General features: G+C 67.5%; 21 protein-coding genes. 11 read left to right on the forward strand and 10 right to left on the reverse strand.

Features of this window, described 5'->3' with window-relative positions; all coding sequences use genetic code 11:
* Positions 1–31: 31 nt before the first annotated feature.
* The 3 genes from N1027_RS08260 to N1027_RS08270 all read right to left on the reverse strand — a co-directional run bounded on the left by N1027_RS08260 (position 32) and on the right by N1027_RS08270 (position 2543).
* Complete coding sequence (locus N1027_RS08260; RefSeq protein ID WP_259506863.1) at positions 32–721, reverse strand: ABC transporter ATP-binding protein; 690 nt, start codon at positions 719–721, stop codon at positions 32–34.
* Positions 718–1857 (reverse strand): ABC transporter permease, encoded by a 1140-nt coding sequence (locus N1027_RS08265; RefSeq protein ID WP_259506864.1) that lies wholly within the window; start codon positions 1855–1857, stop codon positions 718–720. The genes N1027_RS08260 and N1027_RS08265 overlap by 4 nt, the downstream gene beginning before the upstream one ends.
* A gap of 110 nt (positions 1858–1967) precedes the next feature.
* Positions 1968–2543: a TetR/AcrR family transcriptional regulator gene (locus N1027_RS08270; RefSeq protein ID WP_259506866.1), complete on the reverse strand. Its 576-nt coding sequence runs from the start codon at positions 2541–2543 to the stop codon at positions 1968–1970.
* A 316-nt stretch (positions 2544–2859) separates the two neighbouring features.
* On the opposite strand from N1027_RS08270, the gene N1027_RS08275 reads away from it, so the two are divergent.
* The gene (locus N1027_RS08275) at positions 2860–3696 is read left to right on the forward strand and encodes an alpha/beta fold hydrolase (protein WP_259506867.1); all 837 of its coding nucleotides are present in this window, start codon (positions 2860–2862) and stop codon (positions 3694–3696) included.
* Between the two features lie 125 nt (positions 3697–3821).
* On the opposite strand, the gene N1027_RS08280 is transcribed toward N1027_RS08275, so the two are convergent.
* Positions 3822–4541 carry a hypothetical protein gene (locus N1027_RS08280; protein ID WP_259506869.1) on the reverse strand — a complete coding sequence of 240 codons (720 nt, stop codon included), beginning with the start codon at positions 4539–4541 and terminating at the stop codon, positions 3822–3824.
* A 259-nt stretch (positions 4542–4800) separates the two neighbouring features.
* Here N1027_RS08280 and N1027_RS08285 point away from each other — a divergent pair, with 259 nt between their 5' ends.
* From N1027_RS08285 to N1027_RS08305, 5 genes are all read left to right on the forward strand, one after another.
* On the forward strand, positions 4801–5616 hold the full coding sequence (locus tag N1027_RS08285) for a helix-turn-helix transcriptional regulator (RefSeq protein WP_259506870.1): 816 nt from the start codon (positions 4801–4803) through the stop codon (positions 5614–5616).
* A gap of 55 nt (positions 5617–5671) precedes the next feature.
* Complete coding sequence (locus N1027_RS08290) at positions 5672–6454, forward strand: helix-turn-helix domain-containing protein (RefSeq protein WP_259506871.1); 783 nt, start codon at positions 5672–5674, stop codon at positions 6452–6454.
* A 75-nt stretch (positions 6455–6529) separates the two neighbouring features.
* The gene (locus tag N1027_RS08295) at positions 6530–8749 is read left to right on the forward strand and encodes a helix-turn-helix domain-containing protein (protein ID WP_259506872.1); all 2220 of its coding nucleotides are present in this window, start codon (positions 6530–6532) and stop codon (positions 8747–8749) included.
* A gap of 83 nt (positions 8750–8832) precedes the next feature.
* A complete protein-coding gene (locus tag N1027_RS08300; RefSeq protein WP_259506873.1) occupies positions 8833–9930 on the forward strand; it encodes a glycosyltransferase in 1098 nt (365 codons plus the stop codon).
* A 66-nt stretch (positions 9931–9996) separates the two neighbouring features.
* Positions 9997–10911, forward strand: a complete 915-nt coding sequence (locus N1027_RS08305) for an SDR family NAD(P)-dependent oxidoreductase (protein ID WP_259506874.1) — start codon at positions 9997–9999, stop codon at positions 10909–10911.
* Positions 10912–10915: 4 nt separating this feature from the next.
* Here N1027_RS08305 and N1027_RS08310 read toward each other — a convergent pair whose 3' ends face one another.
* Positions 10916–11464: a flavodoxin family protein gene (locus N1027_RS08310; RefSeq protein ID WP_259506875.1), complete on the reverse strand. Its 549-nt coding sequence runs from the start codon at positions 11462–11464 to the stop codon at positions 10916–10918.
* A gap of 204 nt (positions 11465–11668) precedes the next feature.
* Between N1027_RS08310 and N1027_RS08315 the strand changes: the two genes are divergently transcribed.
* Both N1027_RS08315 and N1027_RS08320 read left to right on the forward strand, forming a co-directional pair.
* The gene (locus N1027_RS08315) at positions 11669–13381 is read left to right on the forward strand and encodes a GAF domain-containing sensor histidine kinase (RefSeq protein WP_259506876.1); all 1713 of its coding nucleotides are present in this window, start codon (positions 11669–11671) and stop codon (positions 13379–13381) included.
* A 13-nt stretch (positions 13382–13394) separates the two neighbouring features.
* A complete protein-coding gene (locus N1027_RS08320) occupies positions 13395–14045 on the forward strand; it encodes a response regulator (RefSeq protein WP_259506877.1) in 651 nt (216 codons plus the stop codon).
* Positions 14046–14058: 13 nt separating this feature from the next.
* Here the strand turns inward: N1027_RS08320 and N1027_RS08325 are convergent, their stop codons facing one another.
* The 3 genes from N1027_RS08325 to N1027_RS08335 form a co-directional block, all read right to left on the reverse strand.
* The gene (locus tag N1027_RS08325; protein ID WP_259506878.1) at positions 14059–14523 is read right to left on the reverse strand and encodes a pyridoxamine 5'-phosphate oxidase family protein; all 465 of its coding nucleotides are present in this window, start codon (positions 14521–14523) and stop codon (positions 14059–14061) included.
* 229 nt (positions 14524–14752) lie between these two features.
* Positions 14753–15037 (reverse strand): hypothetical protein, encoded by a 285-nt coding sequence (locus tag N1027_RS08330; RefSeq protein WP_259506879.1) that lies wholly within the window; start codon positions 15035–15037, stop codon positions 14753–14755.
* A gap of 135 nt (positions 15038–15172) precedes the next feature.
* Positions 15173–15637, reverse strand: a complete 465-nt coding sequence (locus N1027_RS08335) for a DUF8821 family protein (RefSeq protein WP_259506880.1) — start codon at positions 15635–15637, stop codon at positions 15173–15175.
* A gap of 215 nt (positions 15638–15852) precedes the next feature.
* On the opposite strand from N1027_RS08335, the gene N1027_RS08340 reads away from it, so the two are divergent.
* Positions 15853–17574 (forward strand): molybdopterin-dependent oxidoreductase, encoded by a 1722-nt coding sequence (locus tag N1027_RS08340; RefSeq protein ID WP_259506882.1) that lies wholly within the window; start codon positions 15853–15855, stop codon positions 17572–17574.
* 133 nt (positions 17575–17707) lie between these two features.
* Here the strand turns inward: N1027_RS08340 and N1027_RS08345 are convergent, their stop codons facing one another.
* Positions 17708–18295 carry a mismatch-specific DNA-glycosylase gene (locus tag N1027_RS08345; protein WP_259506884.1) on the reverse strand — a complete coding sequence of 196 codons (588 nt, stop codon included), beginning with the start codon at positions 18293–18295 and terminating at the stop codon, positions 17708–17710.
* A gap of 153 nt (positions 18296–18448) precedes the next feature.
* Here N1027_RS08345 and msrB point away from each other — a divergent pair, with 153 nt between their 5' ends.
* Entirely contained in the window at positions 18449–18910 is a 462-nt protein-coding gene (gene msrB / locus N1027_RS08350; protein ID WP_259506885.1) for a peptide-methionine (R)-S-oxide reductase MsrB, read from the forward strand.
* Positions 18907–19425, forward strand: a complete 519-nt coding sequence (gene msrA / locus N1027_RS08355; protein WP_259506886.1) for a peptide-methionine (S)-S-oxide reductase MsrA — start codon at positions 18907–18909, stop codon at positions 19423–19425. The genes msrB and msrA overlap by 4 nt, the downstream gene beginning before the upstream one ends.
* A gap of 111 nt (positions 19426–19536) precedes the next feature.
* Here msrA and N1027_RS08360 read toward each other — a convergent pair whose 3' ends face one another.
* Entirely contained in the window at positions 19537–20922 is a 1386-nt protein-coding gene (locus N1027_RS08360; RefSeq protein ID WP_259506887.1) for an ABC transporter permease, read from the reverse strand.
* Between the last annotated feature and the right edge of the window lie 5 nt (positions 20923–20927).

Below are 20927 nucleotides of genomic sequence, written 5' to 3' on the forward strand. Positions count from 1 at the left end.
CTGGTCCTGTTCGTGTCGGGGTGCGGTGGGATCAAGTCGTGTAGGGCGAGAGCGTGCCGTCGACCATCTCGAGCACGCGGTCGCAGTGTTCGAGCACCTCGTGATCGTGGGTGACCATCACCACCGCGACATCGGCCCGGTGTGCCTGCTCGGCGAGCAGTTGCACGACCTCGTGGCTCCGGGCCCGGTCGAGCGCCGCCGTGGGTTCGTCGACGAGCAGGAGCGAAGGGGAATTGACGAGGGCACGAGCGATGCCCACGCGCTGGCGCTCACCGCCGGAGAGCTGTGCCGGGCGGCGCTTGGCGCGGTGCTTCATGCCCACCGCGTCCAGGAGCGGTGCCGGGTCGACCGACGGGTTGCCCGCCAGGCGCCCCATGAGTCGGAGCTGGTCGGCCGATGTGAGGGCCGGGATGAGGTTGCCCGACTGGAACACGAAACCGATGGTGTCGAGCCGGAAGCGTGCCGCCGCGTTGCCGCGGATGCGGCCGAGGTCGGTGCCGTGCACGTGCACCGTGCCGGAGTCGGCCTTGGTGAGGGCGCCGGCGACCGCGAGGAGCGAGGACTTGCCCGAACCGGACGGTCCGACGATGGTGACGAACTCGCCCGGCATGACGGTGAGCGAGACGTTGTCGAGAGCGCGGATGCGTGCGTCGCCGTCGCCGAGCTCCAGCGTGACGTCGTTGATGTCGAGTGCGGGTACGAGTGTGCGGGTCGTTGTCATTGCCGGCCTCCGAGCGCGGTGAGGGGGTCGATTCGGGAGATCCGGACGACGGCGAGAACCGCTCCGATGAGACCCAGGGCGATGGTGAGAACGCTTGCGACGGCGATCGGGCCGGCCTCGAGGTCGAAGGGCATCGCGTCGGGCATGATGGCGCCGAGCCCGACGCCGGCGGCGACTCCGATCGCGGTGAAGCCGATGAGGAGGATCGCGGCCTGCGCGATGCTGTCCCGCAGGAGGTAGCCGCGCGACGCTCCCACAGCGCGGAGGATGGCGATCTCGCCCTTGCGCTGGATCGTCCAGACGGTGAAGAACGCGCCGACCACCAGTGCGCAGATGGCGTAGAGGAAGACCTGGATCATGGTGAGCGTGAGCGTCTCGGCCTCGTAGCCCGGTGAGGCGTTGAAGGCCTCGGTGCGCGACATCGTCATCGTGCCGGCGGTCGCGTCGATGGCGGTGAGGTCGGTTCCCGACGGCGCGTCGAGGGCGACGACGCTCGAGTAGTCGTAGTCGAGCGCGGCGATCTGCTCCGCCGTCGGAGCTCCGGGCAGCGCCGTGTTCGACGCGATCAGCCGCCAGGTGTCGATGGGGAGGTACGCCACGTCGACGTGACCGAAGGTGGCCTGCCCTTCGGTGAAGCCGACGACCTTCAGCTCGAGTCCGATCCTGTCGAGGGTCACGACCGTGCCGAGCTCGAGTCCCTCGCTTTTCGCGGTCTCCGACACGACGATGCCGCCGAGGTCGTCGCCGACCGCGGTTCCACCGGAGACGGCGGGGTCGAGGAATCCGCCGGGTTGTATCCCGAACAGGGTCAGGTCGACCTGGTGGTCGGTGTCGGTGGTGCCGTTGACGATGCTCACGCCCATCGGCTCCGCCTGGTCGACGCCCTCGGCCTCCTGCCACGTGGCGAGCTGCTCGCCGTCGACCAGCGAACGACTGAACGCGTTGTCGGTGATCGTGCCCTCATCGAAGGCGAAGGCGGTGGCCGGCATCGACTTGAGCCCGGAGACCCCGTCGTTGACCAGACCGGAGGAAAGACCGGAGAGCAGCACCACGAGCACGGCGATCAGAGCGATCACGATACCCATCAGCGTGAACCGGCCTCGAGCGAACCGGAGTTCGCGCGCAGCGAGGAACATCATCACGTCCTAAAGGAGAGGGCATGGCAGAATGCCAACGAACCGACACAGTGTCAGTAACTTACCGACAGTGTGTCACCATCCAGGACGCGGAGCAAATCGGCGACGGCTCAGCCCTGCACGCCTCCGTCGAGGATCCCGTTGACGGAATCGATCACGTCCCCCGGCGGAACCCCATGACCCACCAACTGCATGCCGGCGTTGATGACCCCCTGCACGAGCGCCGCCTGGGCCACCGCGTTCGGGATCCGCAGCTCTTCGAGCAAGGTGCGGAGCGGCGTCGTGAGGGCGTCGTGCATGGCCATGATGGTCTCGACGCTCTTAGGAGAGAGGTCGGCCTGCTGTAGTCCGGTGGCCAGCGAGTGCTTGCCGTCGGCCGTCATCCGGATCGTCGCCGCGACATAGGCGTGGAGCCTGCCACGCCCGGGCGCAGCGGCAGCGATCGCGGCCTCCAGCTCGGCTGCCCACTCGTCGAAGGCCTGCATGGCGATCGCTGCCAGCAGGTCGTCCTTCGAGGGGAAGTACTCATAGAAGCTCGATCGCGCAAGGCCCGCCCGTTCGCAGACGGAACGCGGGGTGATCGCAGCCACGCCGCTCTCGGCGATGATCGCTTTTGCGGCCGCCACGAGGGCGCCACGCTGCGCGACGCGGTGCTCCGCGACAGTGGGGGCGGTGATCTTCGGCACCGACCCATTATCGTCCTCGTCGCCGGGGCTCACGCCCTCAGCGAACGTGAACCCGCTATGAATATGACGACACCATGTCGGTAAAGATGCGTTTCACTCATCGTTTCACTCATCAGCCATCACCGGTCCCGAATGACGGCCTGAAATCTGCAACGCGAGGGCGCGCGTCGGAGTTTGAATCCCACCGGTACCAAACCGTTGAACTCGCCGTTCCCCCCGCGTTAGTGTGGTCGCACCCCAGCCGCTCCATCGAGCGGCGAAATGTCCAGCAGTCGTCCGAGCACGGCTCGGTTCGACATGAAATCGGAGGTCGATGATGGCGTTTGTGACCACGGATGATGGCACGGAGATCTATTACAAAGACTGGGGCAGCCGCGACGCGCAGCCCATCATGTTCCACCACGGCTGGCCGTTGTCGGCCGACGACTGGGACACGCAGATGCTCTACTTCCTCTCGAAGGGCTACCGGGTCATCGCGAGCGATCGGCGCGGTCACGGCCGATCGTCGCAGACCGCCACCGGCAACGACATGGACCACTACGCCAGCGACGCCTCCGCCGTCGTCGAGCACCTCGATCTGCGCAACGCCGTCCACATCGGTCACTCGACCGGCGGCGGTCAGGCCGCGCGCTACGTCGCCCAGTACGGAGAGCCGCAGGGCCGCGTGGCGAAACTGATTCTGGTGTCGTCGGTGCCCCCGCTGATGGTGCAGACCGATGCCAACCCGGAGGGAACGCCGCTCTCGGTCTTCGACGGCTTCCGGGAAGCGCTGGCGGCCAATCGAGGCGAGTTCTACCAGGCTGTGGCATCCGGTCCGTTCTACAGCTACAACCGGCCAGGAGCCAAGCCCTCCCAGCCGATCATCGACAACTGGTGGCGTCAGGGCATGATGGGCAGCGCCTTGGCCGGATACGAGGGCATCAAAGCTTTCTCCGAGACCGACCAGACAGCCGACCTGAAGGCGATCACCGTGCCGGTGCTGGTCACCCAGGGCGACGACGATCAGATCGTGCCCTACAAGGATGCTTCGCTGAAACAACACGAACTGCTCAGCAATTCGACCCTCAAGATCTACGAGGGCTTCCCGCACGGCATGCTGACGACGCATGCCGAGGTTCTGAACCCCGACCTGCTCGCCTTCATTCAGCAGTAACCGCCTCCAGCACTGACGACACGGCGCACCCGGGGAGACCCGGGTGCGCCGTTCGCTGGTGCCAGGAGCACGTCGCGGCCCGCCGACTCGACCGGCTCGCTCTACCGAGCGGTTGAGCTCCGGCATCATCGCACCGAGACGTCGTCGATGTCGATCGAGACGAGCAGTGGTTCGGGCACGGCCCGCCCTGCCTCGTCGCGCACGAAGATCTCGCGGTGCTTCGGCAGCAGCAGCCCATCGAAGTCCGCCTGCCCGGTCATGTATTCCACCGCCGGCGATCCGCCTGCGATGTCCACGGTGTAGTCGCGTCGGCGCAGCACGCCATCCGAGTCCGCATAGACGATCTGCACCGGTGTGTGGGTGGACAGGGAGCTGGGATACGTGACCTCGAGTCGGTCCCAGACCTGCCCGTCCTCCTCCGTCCATGCGCCGATCTCCTCGGTGACGACGCCCTCGAGGGTGAACGACTGCGGTTCCGTGTTGTACGTCCACATGGCGTAGCCCGTGAAATAGGCCAGGTGGAGCGTGTTCCAGGGCGTGCTCAACTCGTGGCCGTCGAACGATGCGCGGGGGTGCGCGAGTTCCTCGACCACGCTGCCGTCCGAACGCACGATCGCCACCCGTCCCGGCGTGAAGTCGGTGTGCAACCCCGCATCGCCGAAGGAGTAGAGCTGACTGTGCTCGCGCTTCAGGTCGACCGTGAATCGCCCCTCGTCGGCGATGCCGGCGACGCCCTTGAGCGCCCAGAACGCGCCGCCGAAGTGCCGCGTGGCGGAAATCTGGTCGACCTCGTTCCAGCGGCTGCCGCCGTGCGCATCCATGATTCTCTCGAGCAGTGTTGCCATGATCGGTCTCCTCAGATCTGGTTGGTCGTGCGCTCGACGAAGGCGTCGACCAGCGCCGCGGCTTGGGTCTGCCTTTCGTGCGTCTGCATCACACGCTAAGGAGATCGGAACGAGCGGACGTGGCCCTGCTGCGGACAGCCTGCGGTCGACACCCAGCCCTGCCGATCCTCCCAATCTGCCTGTCTTCTGCATGGTCTCGATGGGGTGGCCCTGGTCACACTGGTCGCATGAACGACTTCCCGACCCGGATGCGAGGTGCATGGTGAACTCACCACTCGGCGAATACCTGAGGGCGCGCCGTGCCGCTGTGCGACCGGAGGACGTGGGTCTGACGACTATGCCGGGCCGTCGTGTCGAGGGGCTGCGGCGCGAGGAGGTCGCCGAGCTCGCGGGGATCAGTCCCGAGTACTACCTGCGCCTCGAACAGGGCCGGGGCCATCAGCCATCCGATCAGGTGCTGCGCTCCCTCGCCCGCGCGTTGATGCTCGACGCGGCAGCAGTGCGCTACATGACGCGTCTGGTGAGCCTCCAATCGGGCGCCCGGCGGGCATCCCGAACGGCGAAACTGCCGGAGGCGGTTCGGGCCGGCTTCAGCGGCCTGCTCGACCAGTGGTCATCGACCCCGGCTTACCTGACGGATCGCAATCAGAGCCTGATCGCTTTCAACGACCTGGCTCGGGCGATCCTGCCGGGAGCCTGGCGCCCCGGCGCAAACCTGGTTCTGCAGATCTTCAGCGATGACTGGCGTGCCTCTGACCGGGATTGGGAGGCCTCGGCGAATCGCGCCGTGTCGGCGCTTCGCTTCTACGGCGATCCGGGCGATCCGGTCTTCAGGGACATCGTCGGGCTCCTGTCGATGCGCGACCCCGACTTCCGGAGGATGTGGGCGATCCATGAGGCAGCCCCGCTGGTGTCGGGTGAACTCCATCTCGACGTCGGGAGATTCGGACGCGTCTCGTTCGATCAGCAGAGCCTCACGCCGGCCGGAGACGAGAACCACATCGTGACGATCCTGCACGCCGCACCGGGGTCGGTCAGCGCAGACGCCATCCGATCGCTGAAGGTGGCAGCGTGATGCCGATCGAGGTGGTCGAACGACCGATGCGCACGGGCGCGGCGGGAGCCCGCTCATGACCGACGTGCAGCCCAGAACCCGCTCGGCCACCGTGCTGGGCGAGTATCTGTGGGCGCGGCGCTCGTTGATCCAGCCGGAATCGGTCGGGCTGACGCGTGAGCCCAATCGCCGGGTGCCGGGTCTCCGCCGGGAGGAGGTCGCGAAGCGCGCTTCGATCAGTGCGGAGTACTACCTGCGACTGGAGCAGGGTCATGAGCGGGAACCGTCGGACCATGTGCTGCGCGGGATTGCGCGGGCGCTTCTGCTCGACGAGGGGGCGGAGCAGCATCTTCTCCGCCTGCGGCGCCGGCACCCGTCTTCGGCGGCGAACCCGGCGTCCGTGCCTGCCGATCTCAGCCGGCTGCTCGAGCGGTGGACGCGCATTCCGGCATTCGTGATGTCGGGGAACCTGGAGCTGCTCCTGGTGAATGGTCCGGCAGCCACGATCGGTGACCGCCGGTTCCGCCCCGGATTCAACCTCGTCGAGTCTCACTTCTCTGCGGCACGAGATGACGGATGGGAGGCGCTGGCCGCGCAGTACACGGCCGCTCTGCGCTACCACGGCGACCCGTACGACCACCGCTTCCAGCAGCTGGTCGGGCGGCTGTCGGCGAGAGACCGCGACTTCCGGCGCATCTGGGCTCGGCATGACGCGCATCCGTATCCGTCGGGCCGGATGCGAGTGGAGGAGGGCACGGCTGAGACGGCGTACGCCTCATTTCATGTGTTCGAAGTTCCCGCGCGCGAGGGAATTCTCGTTACAGTCCTGGGGGAGGAGAGTTCTCAGAAGACGGTGTAGCGGCCGGAGCGGGGGAGAGGCAGGATGGTCGGAACCCTTTCCTGACGCGTTGACCGAACGAAGAGGGAGCTCGACGTGGATGCACCCGGCCCGCTTGCGGAGCGTCTCAGGCGCCTTCGTCTGTCGGCCGATCTCACCCTCGAATCGTTGTCGGAGCGATCAGGTGTGAGCGTTCGTGCCATCAGCGACATCGAACGCGGCGTGAGCGCCGTGCCTCGGCGCAGGACCTTGCTGGCGCTCGCCGACGGCTTCTCGTTGGACGCCCACGCCCGGCGTTGGTTGCTGCAGCCGACCTCGGCCGAGCTGGAAGCGCATCCGGGGATCGTTCCGGTGTCGATCCAGGACTTCGTGGGTCGCACCGAGGAACTGCTGCGCCTGGAACACTTCGTGGGCGTCGTCGGAGGGCTTGCCGTCGTGACCGGACCACCGGGAATCGGCAAGACGACGCTGGCTGTCGAGGCGACCCGACGACAGGCCGGCGGATCACCCGTCGTCTTCACCGACCTCGTCGGCCATGGTGCGATGCCGGTTCCATCGCTCGACGCATTGCGGCGGTTGCTTCAGCAGGCCGATCCTGACGGGCCCCTTCCCTCCACACTCGAAGCCGCGGCGGCGCGCTGGCGGGGCGTGTGCGCGGTCGCGCATCCGATCGTCATCCTCGACAACGCCGGTCAGGAGAAACAGGTGCGGCCCATCCTGGTGGACGGAATCCGGTTCGTCGTGGTGACCTCCCGCCGCAATCTCGCGGGACTGACGGCGACGACCCGTGTCGCGCTGCACGCCCTCCCGCTCGCTGACGCCATCCGGCTGCTGGAACAGGTCGTTCCGGAGGGGCAGCGAACGGACTCCGCGGTTCGGGATCTCGCGCGGCTGTGCAATGGGAATCCGCTGGCATTGCGCATCGCGGGCAACCATGTCGCGAGCCGCCCGACCACGACCGCTGCCGAGTTCGCGCAGCGGCTGGTTTCGGAGAAGCGCCGTCTCCACCTTCTCGTGGCGGGCGATCTGTCGGTCGAGGCGGCGTTCGCCCTCTCGTATGACGACCTGGACCCGGCCGTCGCGGCGCTGTTCCGAACCGTCTCAGTGATCGAGGGTCGAACCTTCGATGCGCGTCTGGCCGCGGCCGGCGCGGGGGGCGATCTCGAGGTGATCGAGGATCACCTCGACGATCTCGTGGAATCGGGCCTCGTGGAGGCCACCGGGGGGAACCGCTACCGGATGCACGACCTGACCCGGCTGTTCGGGCGATCGCGCCTTGCAGAGGCCGAGGGGGAGGTCGTGGCGGCTCGGCTCCGGGATTGGCTCCTCCTGCAGCTCGGCCGATCTGCCGGGGTCTTCGTTCCTCAGTCCGATGTCGACCCGAAGTACCGCCAGCTCCAGCTGCCCTCAGTCACGGAGCACGACGCCTCGTCCTGGATCCGTCGCGAGGTCGAACACTGGTGGCCCGCGATGCAGGGCGCCGCACGCGAAGGAGAGCACGCCACCGTGACACGGCTGGCGGTGTTGCTCCAGGAGGGCTTCGCCCATGTCTGGGTCGGCTGGGGGAACTGGGTCGCGCTGTTCGGCCTGGCCGTCGAATCTGCGCGGGCGCTCGATGACGACGCCCTCATCGCCCGACTGATCGGAACCCTCCATTGGGCATCGGTGGTCGAGAAACGCGAGGAATTCGATGGCGTACTCCTCGCGTCGGAGATCATCGACCGTGCCCGGCGCGCGCACGACGGCGTGCAACTGGGCTGGGGGCACTACCACCTCGCGTGGGCACTCTTTCGTCGACATGAACTCGATGCGGCGCTCGACGCCTTGGCGTCGGCGCAACAGGAGTTCACCGCGGAGGCCGGAGTCTCCTTCGAAGGGGAGACCCTGGCGCTGGAGGCGGCGATCCGAACCGAAGCGGGACAGATCGCGGAGGCGCGGCGGGTGCTCGCGGCGGCGGCGGCCCGCCTCGACGATCAGCCCCTCACCGCGCGGCAACGGAACGGCAGGATGGTGTCGTTGGAGGAGTTGGCGCGGGTCGCGTGCGAGGCCGGCGCCTTCGACCTGGCCGTCTCCGCGGCCGACACTCAACTGGCCTTCGCCGATCAGGCGCCTTCCGACAGCCCGACGGCGCGAGCGCTCGTCAACCGGGCCAGAGTGCTCGTCGCGGCTTCTCGACTCGACGAGGCCGATACCGACGTGACGAGGGCGCGGTCGTTGGTCGACGGACCCCGGAGCGGCGCGCCGGCGTCACCCCTGCAGCGCGCCATCGCCGACCTCGCCCGAGCGATCGGCGAAGCCCGAGCCGCCGGGGCCTGAACGAGGGCTCGACATCGAACGCCGTCGCGCACCACACTGGAGCCGAAGCGATTCCATCGTTCTGTGCGAGGAGGAGGCCCCGGATGGTGTCCTCCGTCGTGTTCGTGACCTGGGATGGCGGGGGGAACGTGCCCCCGATGATCGCGGTCGCCCGCGAGGTGCAACGCCAGGGGGCGGCCGTGCGGATTCTCGGCCATCCTCGCCAGCGTGCCCAGATCGAGGCCGCCGGGCTGGCTTTCGAGTCGTTCGCTCACGCGAGGGAGTGGTCATCGCTCACCCCGCGCTCCGGTTTGCGCGCCGATCTCGGCTACGCCGCGGTCTTCGCCGACCGAGGGATCGGCCGCGACGTGTTGATCTCGGTGCAGCGTGCTCCCGCCGACCGCATCGTCGTCGACGGTCTGCTCATCGGGTGCTTGGCTGAATTGGCCGAAGCCGATGTCCCCTACTCGATCTTCGTGCACACGCTGCGCTCCGTGATGGTGCCGGCCGTGCGTCGAGGACCACTCGGTCTCATCCTGCGGACCGCTGGATTCCGGCCGGGCCTGCTCTACGAACGAGCGGAGTCCGAGGTGGTGGTCGCCGAACCCTCATTCGACCCCGGCGCGGGAGACACGGCGCCCCGCGTGCATCATGTGGGAGCTGTTCTGCCGGTTGCCGCCGCGGCGCATCCCGACCCAAGGACACCCGTGGTGCTCGTGAGCCTCAGCACCACGCATGTCGCGGGTCAACGCGAACTCCTGCAGCGCATCCTCGACGCCCTCGCCGCTCTCGACGTGCACACGGTGGTGACGACAGGACCCTCCATCGATCGGAGGCAGCTGCGGCCAGCCGCGAACAGCACGATCCACCAGGCGCTCGCTCACCCTGATGTGATGGCGACGGCCTCGTTCGTGATCGGCCACGGCGGACACGGCACGACCATGCTCGCCCTGGCGCACGGCCTGCCCCTCGTGGTCATTCCCACCAATCCGTCGTTCGACCAGCCCCGCATCGCCGAGCTGGTGGTCGACCGAGGACTGGGTCTCCGTCTCTCCAAGCGGGCCTCCGTGGGTGACATCCGCGTCGCCGCATCCGATCTCTTGTCCGACCCGCACTATGCCGACGCAGCAGGGCGACTGGGGTCGACCATGAGAGCGAGGGATGCCGCCGCCGACGCCGCCGAGATCCTGCTGGCGCGCTGAGCGGGGCCGACTTGCCGGCCGGGGCTCGTGGATGCGGGCGACTCCGTAGCGGTGCACGATGAGCACATGACGAAGGAATCGACAGTCGCCGGTCAGACCATCGTGATCACCGGCGCCTCCAGCGGGATCGGGCGCGGCGCCGCAACCAGGCTCGCCGGTCTCGGCGCGAACGTGGTGGTGGCCGCCCGACGCGGCGACGTGCTCGATGACCTGGTCTCGGAGATCACGGCCGCGGGCGGCAGCGCGGTCGCGGTGCCCATGGACGTGAGCGACCCCGAGGATGTCGCACGGCTCGCCGAGACCGCCATCCGACGGTTCTCCCGCATCGACGTGTGGGTCAACAACGTCGGCATCGGTGCGCTGGGCATGTTCTGGGACATCCCGATCGAGGCGCACGCCCGGGTGGTCGACGTGAACCTCAAGGGTCTCATCTACGGCGCTCACACCGCGCTCCGCCACTTCCTTTCCGAAGGGCAGGGGGTTCTCGTGAACGTGGGCTCGATCGACAGCGAGATTCCGCTGGCCTACCAGGCCTCCTACGCGGCGTCGAAAGCCGCCGTGCTCAGCCTGGGCCGAACGCTGAACGAAGAGCTCCGCCTCAGCGGCGTCGGCGACGCGATCGCGGTGGGCACCATCATGCCGTGGGCGGTCGACACTCCCTGGTGGGACCACGCCGCGAACTACAGCGGGCGCACCGCCCGCATGGCGGCCATGGACGACCCGTCGATCGTGATCGACGCGATCGTCGCCGCGTGCACGAATCCGAAAGAGGAGCAGCCGGTCGGCCCGAAGGCCCGCACCGCCGACATCTCCCACCATCTCTTCCCCGACCACACCGAGCGCCTCTCCGCCAAGACCGCCGACGCCGAGTCGAAGAAGGGAGCGCCACTACCCGCCACCGACGGCTCGATCCACCAGCCGACTCCTGGAGGCACGACCGTCGACGGCGGCATCCGTGAACGGATGAAGCGCGAAGCGTGAAGACCTACCAGTACGAATTCGCCAGGCGCGCTGTGGCCGTCGCGCCGATCAGGATGCCCCACTCGCGCGCACGGTCGGCCTCCTCGAAGAGAAGGATGTTGTTCTTCGAGACAAGGAAGTTCTCGGCGGGAAGCAGGCGGCGCGTCGCCCGGTGGTGCAGGGCGCGGTCGATCTGAGTGGCGGCGTTGCCGCCGATGATGACCGGCAGATCGGCGCGGGTCGCGAACGCGGCGAAGAGCGGGGCCACGACAGCCGCAGGGTCGTACACCCAGTCGCGGATGCCACGGCCGGGGGCTCCGGGTTCCAGCGTCAGGTTCTTCGCCGGGTCGAGTGTCCACTTCTCCGCTTCTGCCCGCGTGTTCGCGCGGGTCATCCCGTGCACGTGGGTGGGCCCACCGACGATCATGAGATCGACCGACGCGACGTCGACGGGGGAGACCCGGTTGACGTCGACCACGGTCACCTCGGCACGCTCGCGGAGTCCGTCGGCGATCGCCTCAGCGATCTGACGTGTGTTGCCGAACATCGATTCGTAGACGACGACTGCCCTCATGCTGGCTCCCTCTTCTGTCTCAGGATGCCTTCTCGACGATCGCGGGGGCAGAGTACTAGGTCCCGGATGCCGCCCCGGAGGGAAGCATAGAAGGCTGATACGTGGTTCCTGCGAGCGAAATCCACGGCGGAGCGTACGGTGAGGAGGAGCCATCTCAATCGAGGAGGCTCCCTTCGAAGCATGAGGATCTGAGGCGACTTCATCTTGGCCGAAGAACCGCTCGACGTGAACACAGGTCAGCGTGGCGAATCCCCCGTTCCGGCACGTGCACCCTCCGCGACCGGCGAAGCCGCGAACGGCGCGCCGCCGGCCCGACTCGAAGCGCTGCTGAGAGCCAACCACGCGGTGGTCGAGCATCTGGAACTCCCGGTGGTGTTGGAGCGCATCGTCGAGGCCGCGATGGAGCTCGTGGGTGCCGATTACGGCGCCCTCGGAGTCATCGCCGCCCACGGCGGTATCGATCAGTTCATCCATGTCGGGATGGACCAGGCGGATGTCGAGAGGATCGGACGGTTCCCCGAGGGGCATGGGCTGCTGGGCGCTCTCATCGACGACCCCCATCCGATTCGGCTCCACCGCGTCGCCGATGATCCCCGATCCTGCGGGGTGCCGGCCGGTCATCCGCCGATGGGTGGGTTTCTCGGGGTGCCGATCCGGGTGCGCGACCAGGTCTACGGAAACCTGTATCTCAGCAACCGGCGCGATGGAGGATTCAACGACGAAGACGACCGGCTCATCACGGCTCTGGCCGCAACGGCGGGAGTCGCCATCGAGAATGCGCGATTGTTCGCCGAAACGCAGCGACGGCAAGCCTGGTCGGCTGCCTCCGCCGAAATAACCTCCACTCTTCTCTCCGAAGCGCACAGCGACTCGATCGTCTTGCTGGTCGACCGGGTGCTCGAATTGTCCACCGCCGATCTCGTCTGCATGCTCGTTCCGTCCGGTCGGCCGGACGAGTTGATCGTCGATGTCGCTGCCGGGAGAGGGGCTGCAGGTCTCCGCGGGGTTCTGATTCCGATCAGCGATTCGATAGCAAGGCGGGTCATCGAGGGTCGCCGGCCAGAGCTTCTGGACGACAGCGAGATCACCCTTCCCGATGGTCGTGAGTTGGGCCCTGCCATGGCCGTCCCGCTCATCGCGGCCGGCCGGGCCGAGGGTGTGCTGGTGGTCGCCCGCATGGCTCCTGCGCTGCGATTCACCACGGCCGACCTCGACATGGCGGCCGACTTCGCAGGTCAGGCGAGCGTTGCGATGCAACTGGCCAAGGCTCGAGCCGACCGGCAGCGACTCCTCCTGCTGGAAGACCGGGGTCGCATCGCCCGAGACCTCCATGACCACGTGATCCAGCAGATCTTCGGCACCGGACTCGAGCTGCAGAGCATCGCCGGAAGCCTCGCCGGGGAGCCTGCCGCCGCTCGCATCCACAAATCCGTCGAGCATCTCGATGCCAGCATCTCGCAGATCCGAACCGCCATCTTCGCCCTGACCGCTCCCTCCGGGCCGGCCGACGACGCGGTGCGACACTTGATCCTCGACCTGGCGACCGAACTCTCCCCGCGCCTCGCCTCGATACCGCAGGTGAGCTTCTCGGGCCCGGTCGACCTCCTCGTCACCGGCGACCTCGCCCGCGACGTCATCGCCGTGATTCGGGAAGGCCTCACCAACACCGCCAAGCATGCGGCGGCCGGCCACGTCTCGGTCTCCATCGCGGTCGCTGAAGGGTGGGTGGTCATCGACATGACCGATGACGGTGGAGGAATCGTCGACCACGGGCGCCGGAGTGGGTTGGCCAACTTGACGCACCGCGCAGAGATCCGGGGCGGCACCTTTCAGCTGAATCCCGAGGCCTATCCCGACGAAGCCACGACCGGAACGCATCTGCGCTGGAGCGTCCCCTACTCGCTGGCAGCCGGCTGAGATGGGATCGCGGATGATCAGGGTCTTCCTCGTCGACGACCACGAACTCGTACGTCGGGGCATCGCCGGATTGCTTCTCGCCGAGCCCGACATCGACGTCGTCGGAGAAGGCGCCACCCTCGCCCAGGCCTGGGCACGGGTCGCCGCGACCCGCCCCGACGTCGTGCTGCTCGATGTGCGCCTCCCCGACGGCAGCGGGATCGACCTGTGCCGGGACATCCGCTCCCGCTACCCGGAGACCACCTGCCTGATGCTCACCGCCTACGACGACGATGACGCACTGCGGGCCGCGGTGCTGGCCGGCGCATCCGGTTATGTGCTGAAAGACATCCGTGGCACTGGGCTCGTGGACGCCCTCCGCAAGGTCGCCGGGGGTGAGAAGCTCCTCGACCCCAGGCTCAGCATGAAGGTCATGGAACGCATCACGGCACCTGTGCTCAGCGACCCTCGCATGGATTCACTCACATCGCGTGAACACCACATGCTCGAGCTCATCGCCGATGGGCTCACGAATCGCGAGATCGGAGCCCGGATGTCGCTGGCCGAGAAGACCGTGAAGAATTACGTTTCCCTGATGCTCAGCAAACTGGGGCTGCACCGTCGCGCTCACGCGGCGATCCTGCATCAGGACTCGCGGTCGGCGGCCGTGAGCCCCGAGCCCTAGCTCACGGGGGAGGTCATCGGCTTATCGGCTCATTCGCTCGTCGGCTCGTCCGGAATCGGATGCCGGTGATCGTTCGAGGCGTGACCTCGAAGTAGTTCCATTTGTCCGAACAGGTCATCGTGTGCAGCTCGGTCACGCCCGACTCGTGGATCTGCTCGTCGTCGTTCAGCCGTTGCGCATCGCCGCGCACGACGACACTGAACCTCTTGCCGCCGTCGGTGCCGTCGATCTCCACGGCCACCCCGGGGCGCCTGGTGAGGTCGACGATCTTCGTGCCCGGCGCGCTCCGAAAGAAGATCGACCCGGAGGCGGCGAGGAAATTGATCGGAAAGATGTCGGCTCCGAGGTCGTCGCACACGGAGAGGCGCGCTATCGGGGTCTCGGCGAGAAGACGCCAGCACTCTTCGGTTTCGAGCGCTTCGGAGTCGTCGACAGCAGCGGCTGGCCGGGGCACGTGAAGGTATGGATTCGTGGTCACTATCGGGTCCTCTGTGTTCTGTCGGCGAAGGTCGTAGTCGACTGGCTTCGGCCGTCGCAGTCACCCAAACCCGCGACGGCCGACGGACTTCGAGCGCGCGCTCGAAGTCTCAGTGAGTCCCCAATCTCAACGCATGACCCACATGCGGATCCTGCGGCCTATCACCAACACTGCCAAGTGAACACGACCCGCACCAGGGCCATTGGTCCCGAGAACGACGAGCGCCTCATCATCGTTTTCGTGGCCGAGCCGCCCGATCATCCGACCGGCGGGCGGTGCAGCGCTTCTGCGCTTGCTCGATCGCCGCGTCGAGGGTGGCGACCCGCTGCACCGACAGAGTGGCGAGCCAGAGCACCTCGAAACCCTCGGTGTCTTGGGAGACGTAGCTCACCAGCCGGCGAGTGTCGTCGGCGGGCAGGCCGGGATCGCAGATGCGCCACTCGCCTTCGCACAGGGACACCACCTCGACACGGGACTCGACCGTGATGCGCTTGTCGACGGTGTCCTTGGTCACGCTCGGTCCTCGCATCCGCGATGTCGGCGGCCGCTGTTCGGCGCACCTCATCGAAGAGTAGTCAGACTGGTCGGATGGGCCAGGGGCTTGACAGGCGCCCGTGCGGCGTCGAGAGCCTGGATCTGCGGAATCGCGTCAGTGCACGTCCTTGATCGTGAAGTAGGAGCCACGGATCGTGCCGGCCAGCTTCGACCTCTGACGCGCGAACTTGAACCGTGCGGCGAGCTCGTCGGGAATCTCCATTCCATCGGAGAGCTTGAAGCCCACCGCGCGTTTGCCCTCGTCGTCGAGGGTGTACATCACGTTGATCGAGAGACCGCTCTGGTAGAAGACGTAGGCCATCCGGATGCCCTCGACCTCGAACTCCGTGGCCTCGAGGGGAGGGGAGGCGATCACGATGTCGCGTTCGTCCTTCAGGATGCCGTGCACCCAATCGATGGTCTCGCCGGCCTCGCTCGCAGGTTCCACCGTGAAGACGTGGTCGTACTTGTTCTTGAAGTAGCGCGCCTCGTTCGCGCGGAGTCCGGCGAGCGCATCCACGACCGGCGACGACTCCAGACCGATCGGTGAGACAGTGATGAAGTCCACGGCATACGACATGTCGGGTATCCCTTCCTTCGGTGCTGGCCCTCTCGTGTCTCAGGCGACTGCGTCTGTGCGAGCCAGCGAATCCACTGTATCGACGGCGCGGACGACGCACTTCTCCAAAACTGCCCGATGCGTGGGGTTGCCGGGCCGCTTCATCCGCCGCCAAGCGGATCGGTCGAGCGCTCCGAATACCCGGCGACACCCACGTCGAGGTCAGGAGCCATCGCATGCGCGCAACCGAAGCCCCGCGGGCCCGAACGCGCGGAGTGAGACGGCTCCGGTTCGCCGCCCTCGCCGCTCTGGCCGGTGTAGTGAGTGCGGCCGCCCTGCTCGCCGTGGCCGAACTCGTGGCACTCGTCATCGCGCGCGACGGAAGCCCCGTGCTGGCCGTCGGATCGTTCGTGATCGACATCGTGCCGCGCTGGGCGAAAGAGTTCGCCATCGAGACATTCGGTGCGAACGACAAACTCTTCCTGCTCGCCTCGATCGGAGCCGTCGTCGTGGTCGCCGCAGCCGTCGCGGGAGTTCTCCAATGGCTCCGGCCGCCACTCGGAGCGGTGCTGATCGCGCTCGCCGGCGCCCTCGCGGTCATCGCGATCGTGACGCGCACCGGAGCGACACCGCTCGCGTCCGTTCCCACCGTGCTCGGCACCGTGGTCGGTGTCGTGCTGCTCACGGTGCTGGTGAAGCGGCTGCGGCGGTGGCGGGATGCGGTCGTGACGGATGTGCCGACGCCGGCTTCGCATCCCGTTGCCCCTTCCGTGGCCCCGCCCGTTGCGGCGTCACGACGGGCCCGCGACGGGGTCGCGCCGGTACCCGCTTCCGCAGGCTCAGCCACTCCGGGCGCGGCGGGCGAACCCGGGGAACCGCGTCGCGCATCCGTCGACCGTCGCAGGTTTCTGGTGCTGACGGCCATCGTGGCCGTGGGTTCGGCGGTGGTGGGCACGGGATCCCGGGTCGTGGCGGCCGCGACCTCGTCGCTCGCCGGCATCCGTGAGGCCCTGAAGATCCCGTCGGCGCGCACGAGTGTGGAGGTGCCTGCCGGCGCGGAGCTCGACGTGCCCGGACTGTCGTCGCTCTACACCTCGAATGCCGACTTCTACCGTGTCGACACCGCGCTCACAGTGCCCTCCATCGACCCCGCGACCTGGAGCCTCACGGTCGTCGGCATGGTCGACACCGAGCTGACGCTCTCGTTCCAGGACCTGGTCGACCTCGGACTCGACGAATACTCCATCACCCTCACCTGCGTGTCGAACGAGGTCGGCGGCGAGCTGCTCGGCACGGCCAAGTGGCTCGGCGTACCGATCCGCGACGTTCTGGCGATGGCCGGTCCGCAATCCGGCGCCGACATGGTGCTCTCGAAGAGCATCGACGGCTTCACCGCCAGCACTCCGCTCGGAACGCTGACCGACGACTCGCTCGACGCCATCTTCGCCGTCTCCATGAACGGCGAGCCGCTGCCGTTCGAGCACGGCTTCCCGGTGCGGATGGTCGTGCCGGGCCTCTACGGCTACGTCTCCGCCACCAAATGGGTCACCGAGCTGAAGGTCACCACCTTCGAGGCCGACGAGGCCTACTGGACTCCGCGCGGCTACTCCGCCGAAGCGCCGATCAAGCTGTCGTCACGGATCGACACCCCGCGCATCGACAAGCAGGTCGCCGCCGGGCCGCTCAAGATCGCCGGGGTGGCCTGGGCGCAGACGGTCGGCATCGAGAAGGTCGAGGTGTCGATCGACAACGGCGACTGGCAGGCCGCGACGCTCTCGACGGCGGTGAACGCCGACACCTGGGTGCAGTGGGTGATGGATTGGGATGCCACCACCGGCACCCACTACGTCGCCGTGCGGGCAACTGACAAGGCAGGCAACCTGCAGATCGAGGAACGGGCTCCGATCGCGCCGAACGGCTCGAGCGGGTGGCAGCGCACGCTGATCACCGTGGCATGAGGCACGGAGGCGTGGTTGCCGAGTGGGGGAGCGGATGCGCGGGTCGGGGAATCCCGCGCATCCGTGCCGTTCTGCGCAGAGTGATTCCGTTCGGTGCTTCCGGTGCTTCCGGTGCTTCCGGCATCCGCATCCGTCAGTTCGACGGTGGGCGGGGGTACACCGGGATGCCGGCCGCGATGGCCACCTCACGGTAGGCCTCGGCCAGCGAAGAGACCGACTCGTGAGCGTTGAGACCACTCGGATTCGGCACCACCCAGAGCTCGGCACGGCCGAGCGTCTCCGGCTGTTTGCCGACCACGGCGCGCGGACGGCCGAACGCCAGACGATAGGAAGTGATGCCGAGCATCGCGACCACGACCGGCTTGAGAGCGGCGACCCGCGGTTCGAGGGCGGCGGCGCCCTCGAGGAGCTGCCGGGTGCTGAGTTCGTCGGCTCGTGCGGTGGCCCCGGGCACCAGCGTGGTCAGGCCGACACCGCGAGCGAGAATGTGCTCGCGGTCGCCGGGTCGGAAACCTTCGGATGCGTCGATCAGGTGATCGACGATCCCCGCCTGGAAGAGCGCCGGGTAGAACCGGTTACCACGCCGACTGAACGGGGCTTGCACGGCGGCCGTGTGAAGCCCCGGGTTGATTCCGACGATGAGCAGCCGCAGCCCGTCTTGCACCACGTCGGGCAGCGTCTTTCCTCGGTAGGAGTCGAGTTCGGCGCGTGTGAATCCCATGGCAGCAGGCTATGCCAGCCGTGTCCGAGGGTGATGCTGTGAACACCCTGAGACCCAGCGGGATTGACGGATCAGAACGGAACTTTCCAGCCAGAACGGATGTTCTACTCAATGACCGCCGCAGCCAGTGGTGCGAATGCAAGGAGATCTCAGGTGACACAGGAGTACCGCAAGACCCCCGAGGCGTTGTCTCGCCTCACCCGCCAGCAGTACCGAGTGACCCAGGAGGACGTGACGGAGCCCGCGTTCCGTAACCAGTATTGGGACAACAAGACGTCGGGCATCTATGTCGACGTCGTGTCGGGGGAGCCGCTGTTCGCATCCGTCGACAAGTTCGACAGCGGATCGGGCTGGCCGAGCTTCACCGTTCCGATCGATCCCGCCAACGTCGTCGAGAAGAAGGACCGCAGCTGGGGCATCACCCGCACCGAGGTGCGATCGGCCCATGGCGACAGCCACCTCGGACACGTCTTCGATGACGGACCCCGGGAGGCCGGCGGCCTCCGCTATTGCATCAATTCCGCAGCTCTGCGATTCGTCGCACTCGAGGACCTCGAGTCCGAGGGCTACGGCGACTATCTCACCCTGTTCGACACGAAGGAGAACGCACGATGACCACGACCGAGAAGGCAATCCTCGCCGGTGGCTGTTTCTGGGGAATGGAGGACCTGATCCGCAAGCGCGCCGGAGTGCTCGACACCCGAGTGGGCTACAGCGGAGGCGACACCCCGAACGCCACCTATCGCAACCACGGCAACCATGCCGAGGCGATCGAGATCACCTACGACCCGGAGAAGACGAGCTACCGCGAGCTGCTGGAGTTCTTCTTCCAGATCCACGACCCGTCGACCAAGAACCGTCAGGGCAACGACGTCGGCACCAGCTACCGCTCGGCGATCTACTACGAGAACGACGAGCAGCACCGCGTGGCCGAGGACACCATCGCGGATGTCGACGCCTCCGGTCTCTGGCCGGGCGCCGTCGTCACCGAGGTCGCCCCTGCCGGCGCCTTCTGGGAGGCCGAGCCCGAGCACCAGGACTACCTGGAGCGCTACCCGAACGGCTACACCTGCCACTATGTGCGTCCCGGCTGGAAGCTGCCGCGCCGCGAGCAGGCAGCGAGCCTGTAGTTCCTGACGCGCGAGCCGCTGGGGCGTCGCGCGCTGACGTACCACCCACCCTCGGGCGTGGAGACCACCACCGGTCTCCACGCCCGTTCGCGTTCATTCGCTTTGCTTGGGTCAGTCGACGGCCAAGGCGACGACGGGGGAGATCTTGGTCGCGCGCCGCGTCGGCGTGATCGAGGCCACCACCGTCAGGAGCGCTGCGGCGGCAACCACCGTCCCGATGAGCCAGAGCGGCAACACCGGAACAATCAGCCCCGGACTGCCGTACATCGACCCGAGCAGCGACTGCGCCCCCGCCCACCCGTAGAAGGTACCGAGGGCGAGCCCAACGAGCAGGGCCGCGATCGTGAGTTGGGCGCTCTCGGCCACCACCATCGTGCGCAACTGGCGGTTGGTGAACCCGAGAGCCCGCAGCAGGCCGAGCTCCCGCGTGCGCTGCAGCACGCTCAACGACAGGTTGTTCACCATTCCGACCGCGGCGATCAACGCACTGAAGCCGAGCAGGGCCGAGAAGATGCCGACGGTCACCGTGACGAGCTGATCCGTTCCGGCATACACCTCAGGCTGCGCCAAGCGCGCCTGCGTGAGGATCTCTTGATAGCTGCCCGCCGCGACGGCGAACGTCGTCACCAGCGTCACGCCGATGACGAGCCCGATCGTGGTGCGCGAGCTGCGCTCTGGATAGCGCAAGGCGTTCTCCGCGGCCAGCCTGGCCGCTGCTCCGCGCCCGAATCCCAGGCCGACCAATCGCAGTGCGGGAGGCATGAAGTACTGTGCGCCCACGACCAGGCCAGTGAACGAGAGGATGCCGCCGACGAGCCCCGGCAGAACTCCGAGAGGCGTGGCGAAGCCGGCTGCTACGCCCAGAGCGAGCAGCCCCAACCCGATCGCGATCAAGGTGATCGCCGTCGCGTTGCGCCCGCGCCGACCCGCCGCTACTTCGTGGCGCACCTCCTGGGCGCCGCCGGTGGCTTGAATCGGCGACACGTCGAGAACCCGCCTCGACCCGATCCACGATGCCAGCCAGGTGGTCAGAACGACGGCGACGAGAGGGAGCGCGATGACGGGCGGGAGGTAGTCGTAGGCGAGGTCGGGCACGAAGTCCATGGCCACGGCGGCGCGCACCAACCCGAAGGTCGCGGCGGTGCCGATCACGAGGCCGAACACGCTGCCGGCGACGCCGACGAGAAGCCCCTCGCGGGCCACGGCTCGGCGCTGACTCGAGGCGGTGGCGCCGATCAGCCGCATCAGCGCGATCGTGCGCGTGCGCCCGGCGATGATCGTGGCGAAGGTGTTGGCCGTGACGATGGCCCCCACGTAGACGGCGATGACGATGAACACGCTCCCGACTAGCGCCAGGAGGAAGGCGACCATCCCGCTCTCGGACAGGCCGCGCGCCGAGGAGATCATGGTGGCGAGTGCCCCCGTGACCTGAAGGAGTGACACGCCGAACGCGGCGCTGAGGGTGGCGACGAGCACGCTCGGCGTGTGTTCGCGCATCCGGC

Source organism: Herbiconiux aconitum (assembly GCF_024979235.1).
GTDB lineage: Bacteria > Actinomycetota > Actinomycetes > Actinomycetales > Microbacteriaceae > Herbiconiux > Herbiconiux aconitum.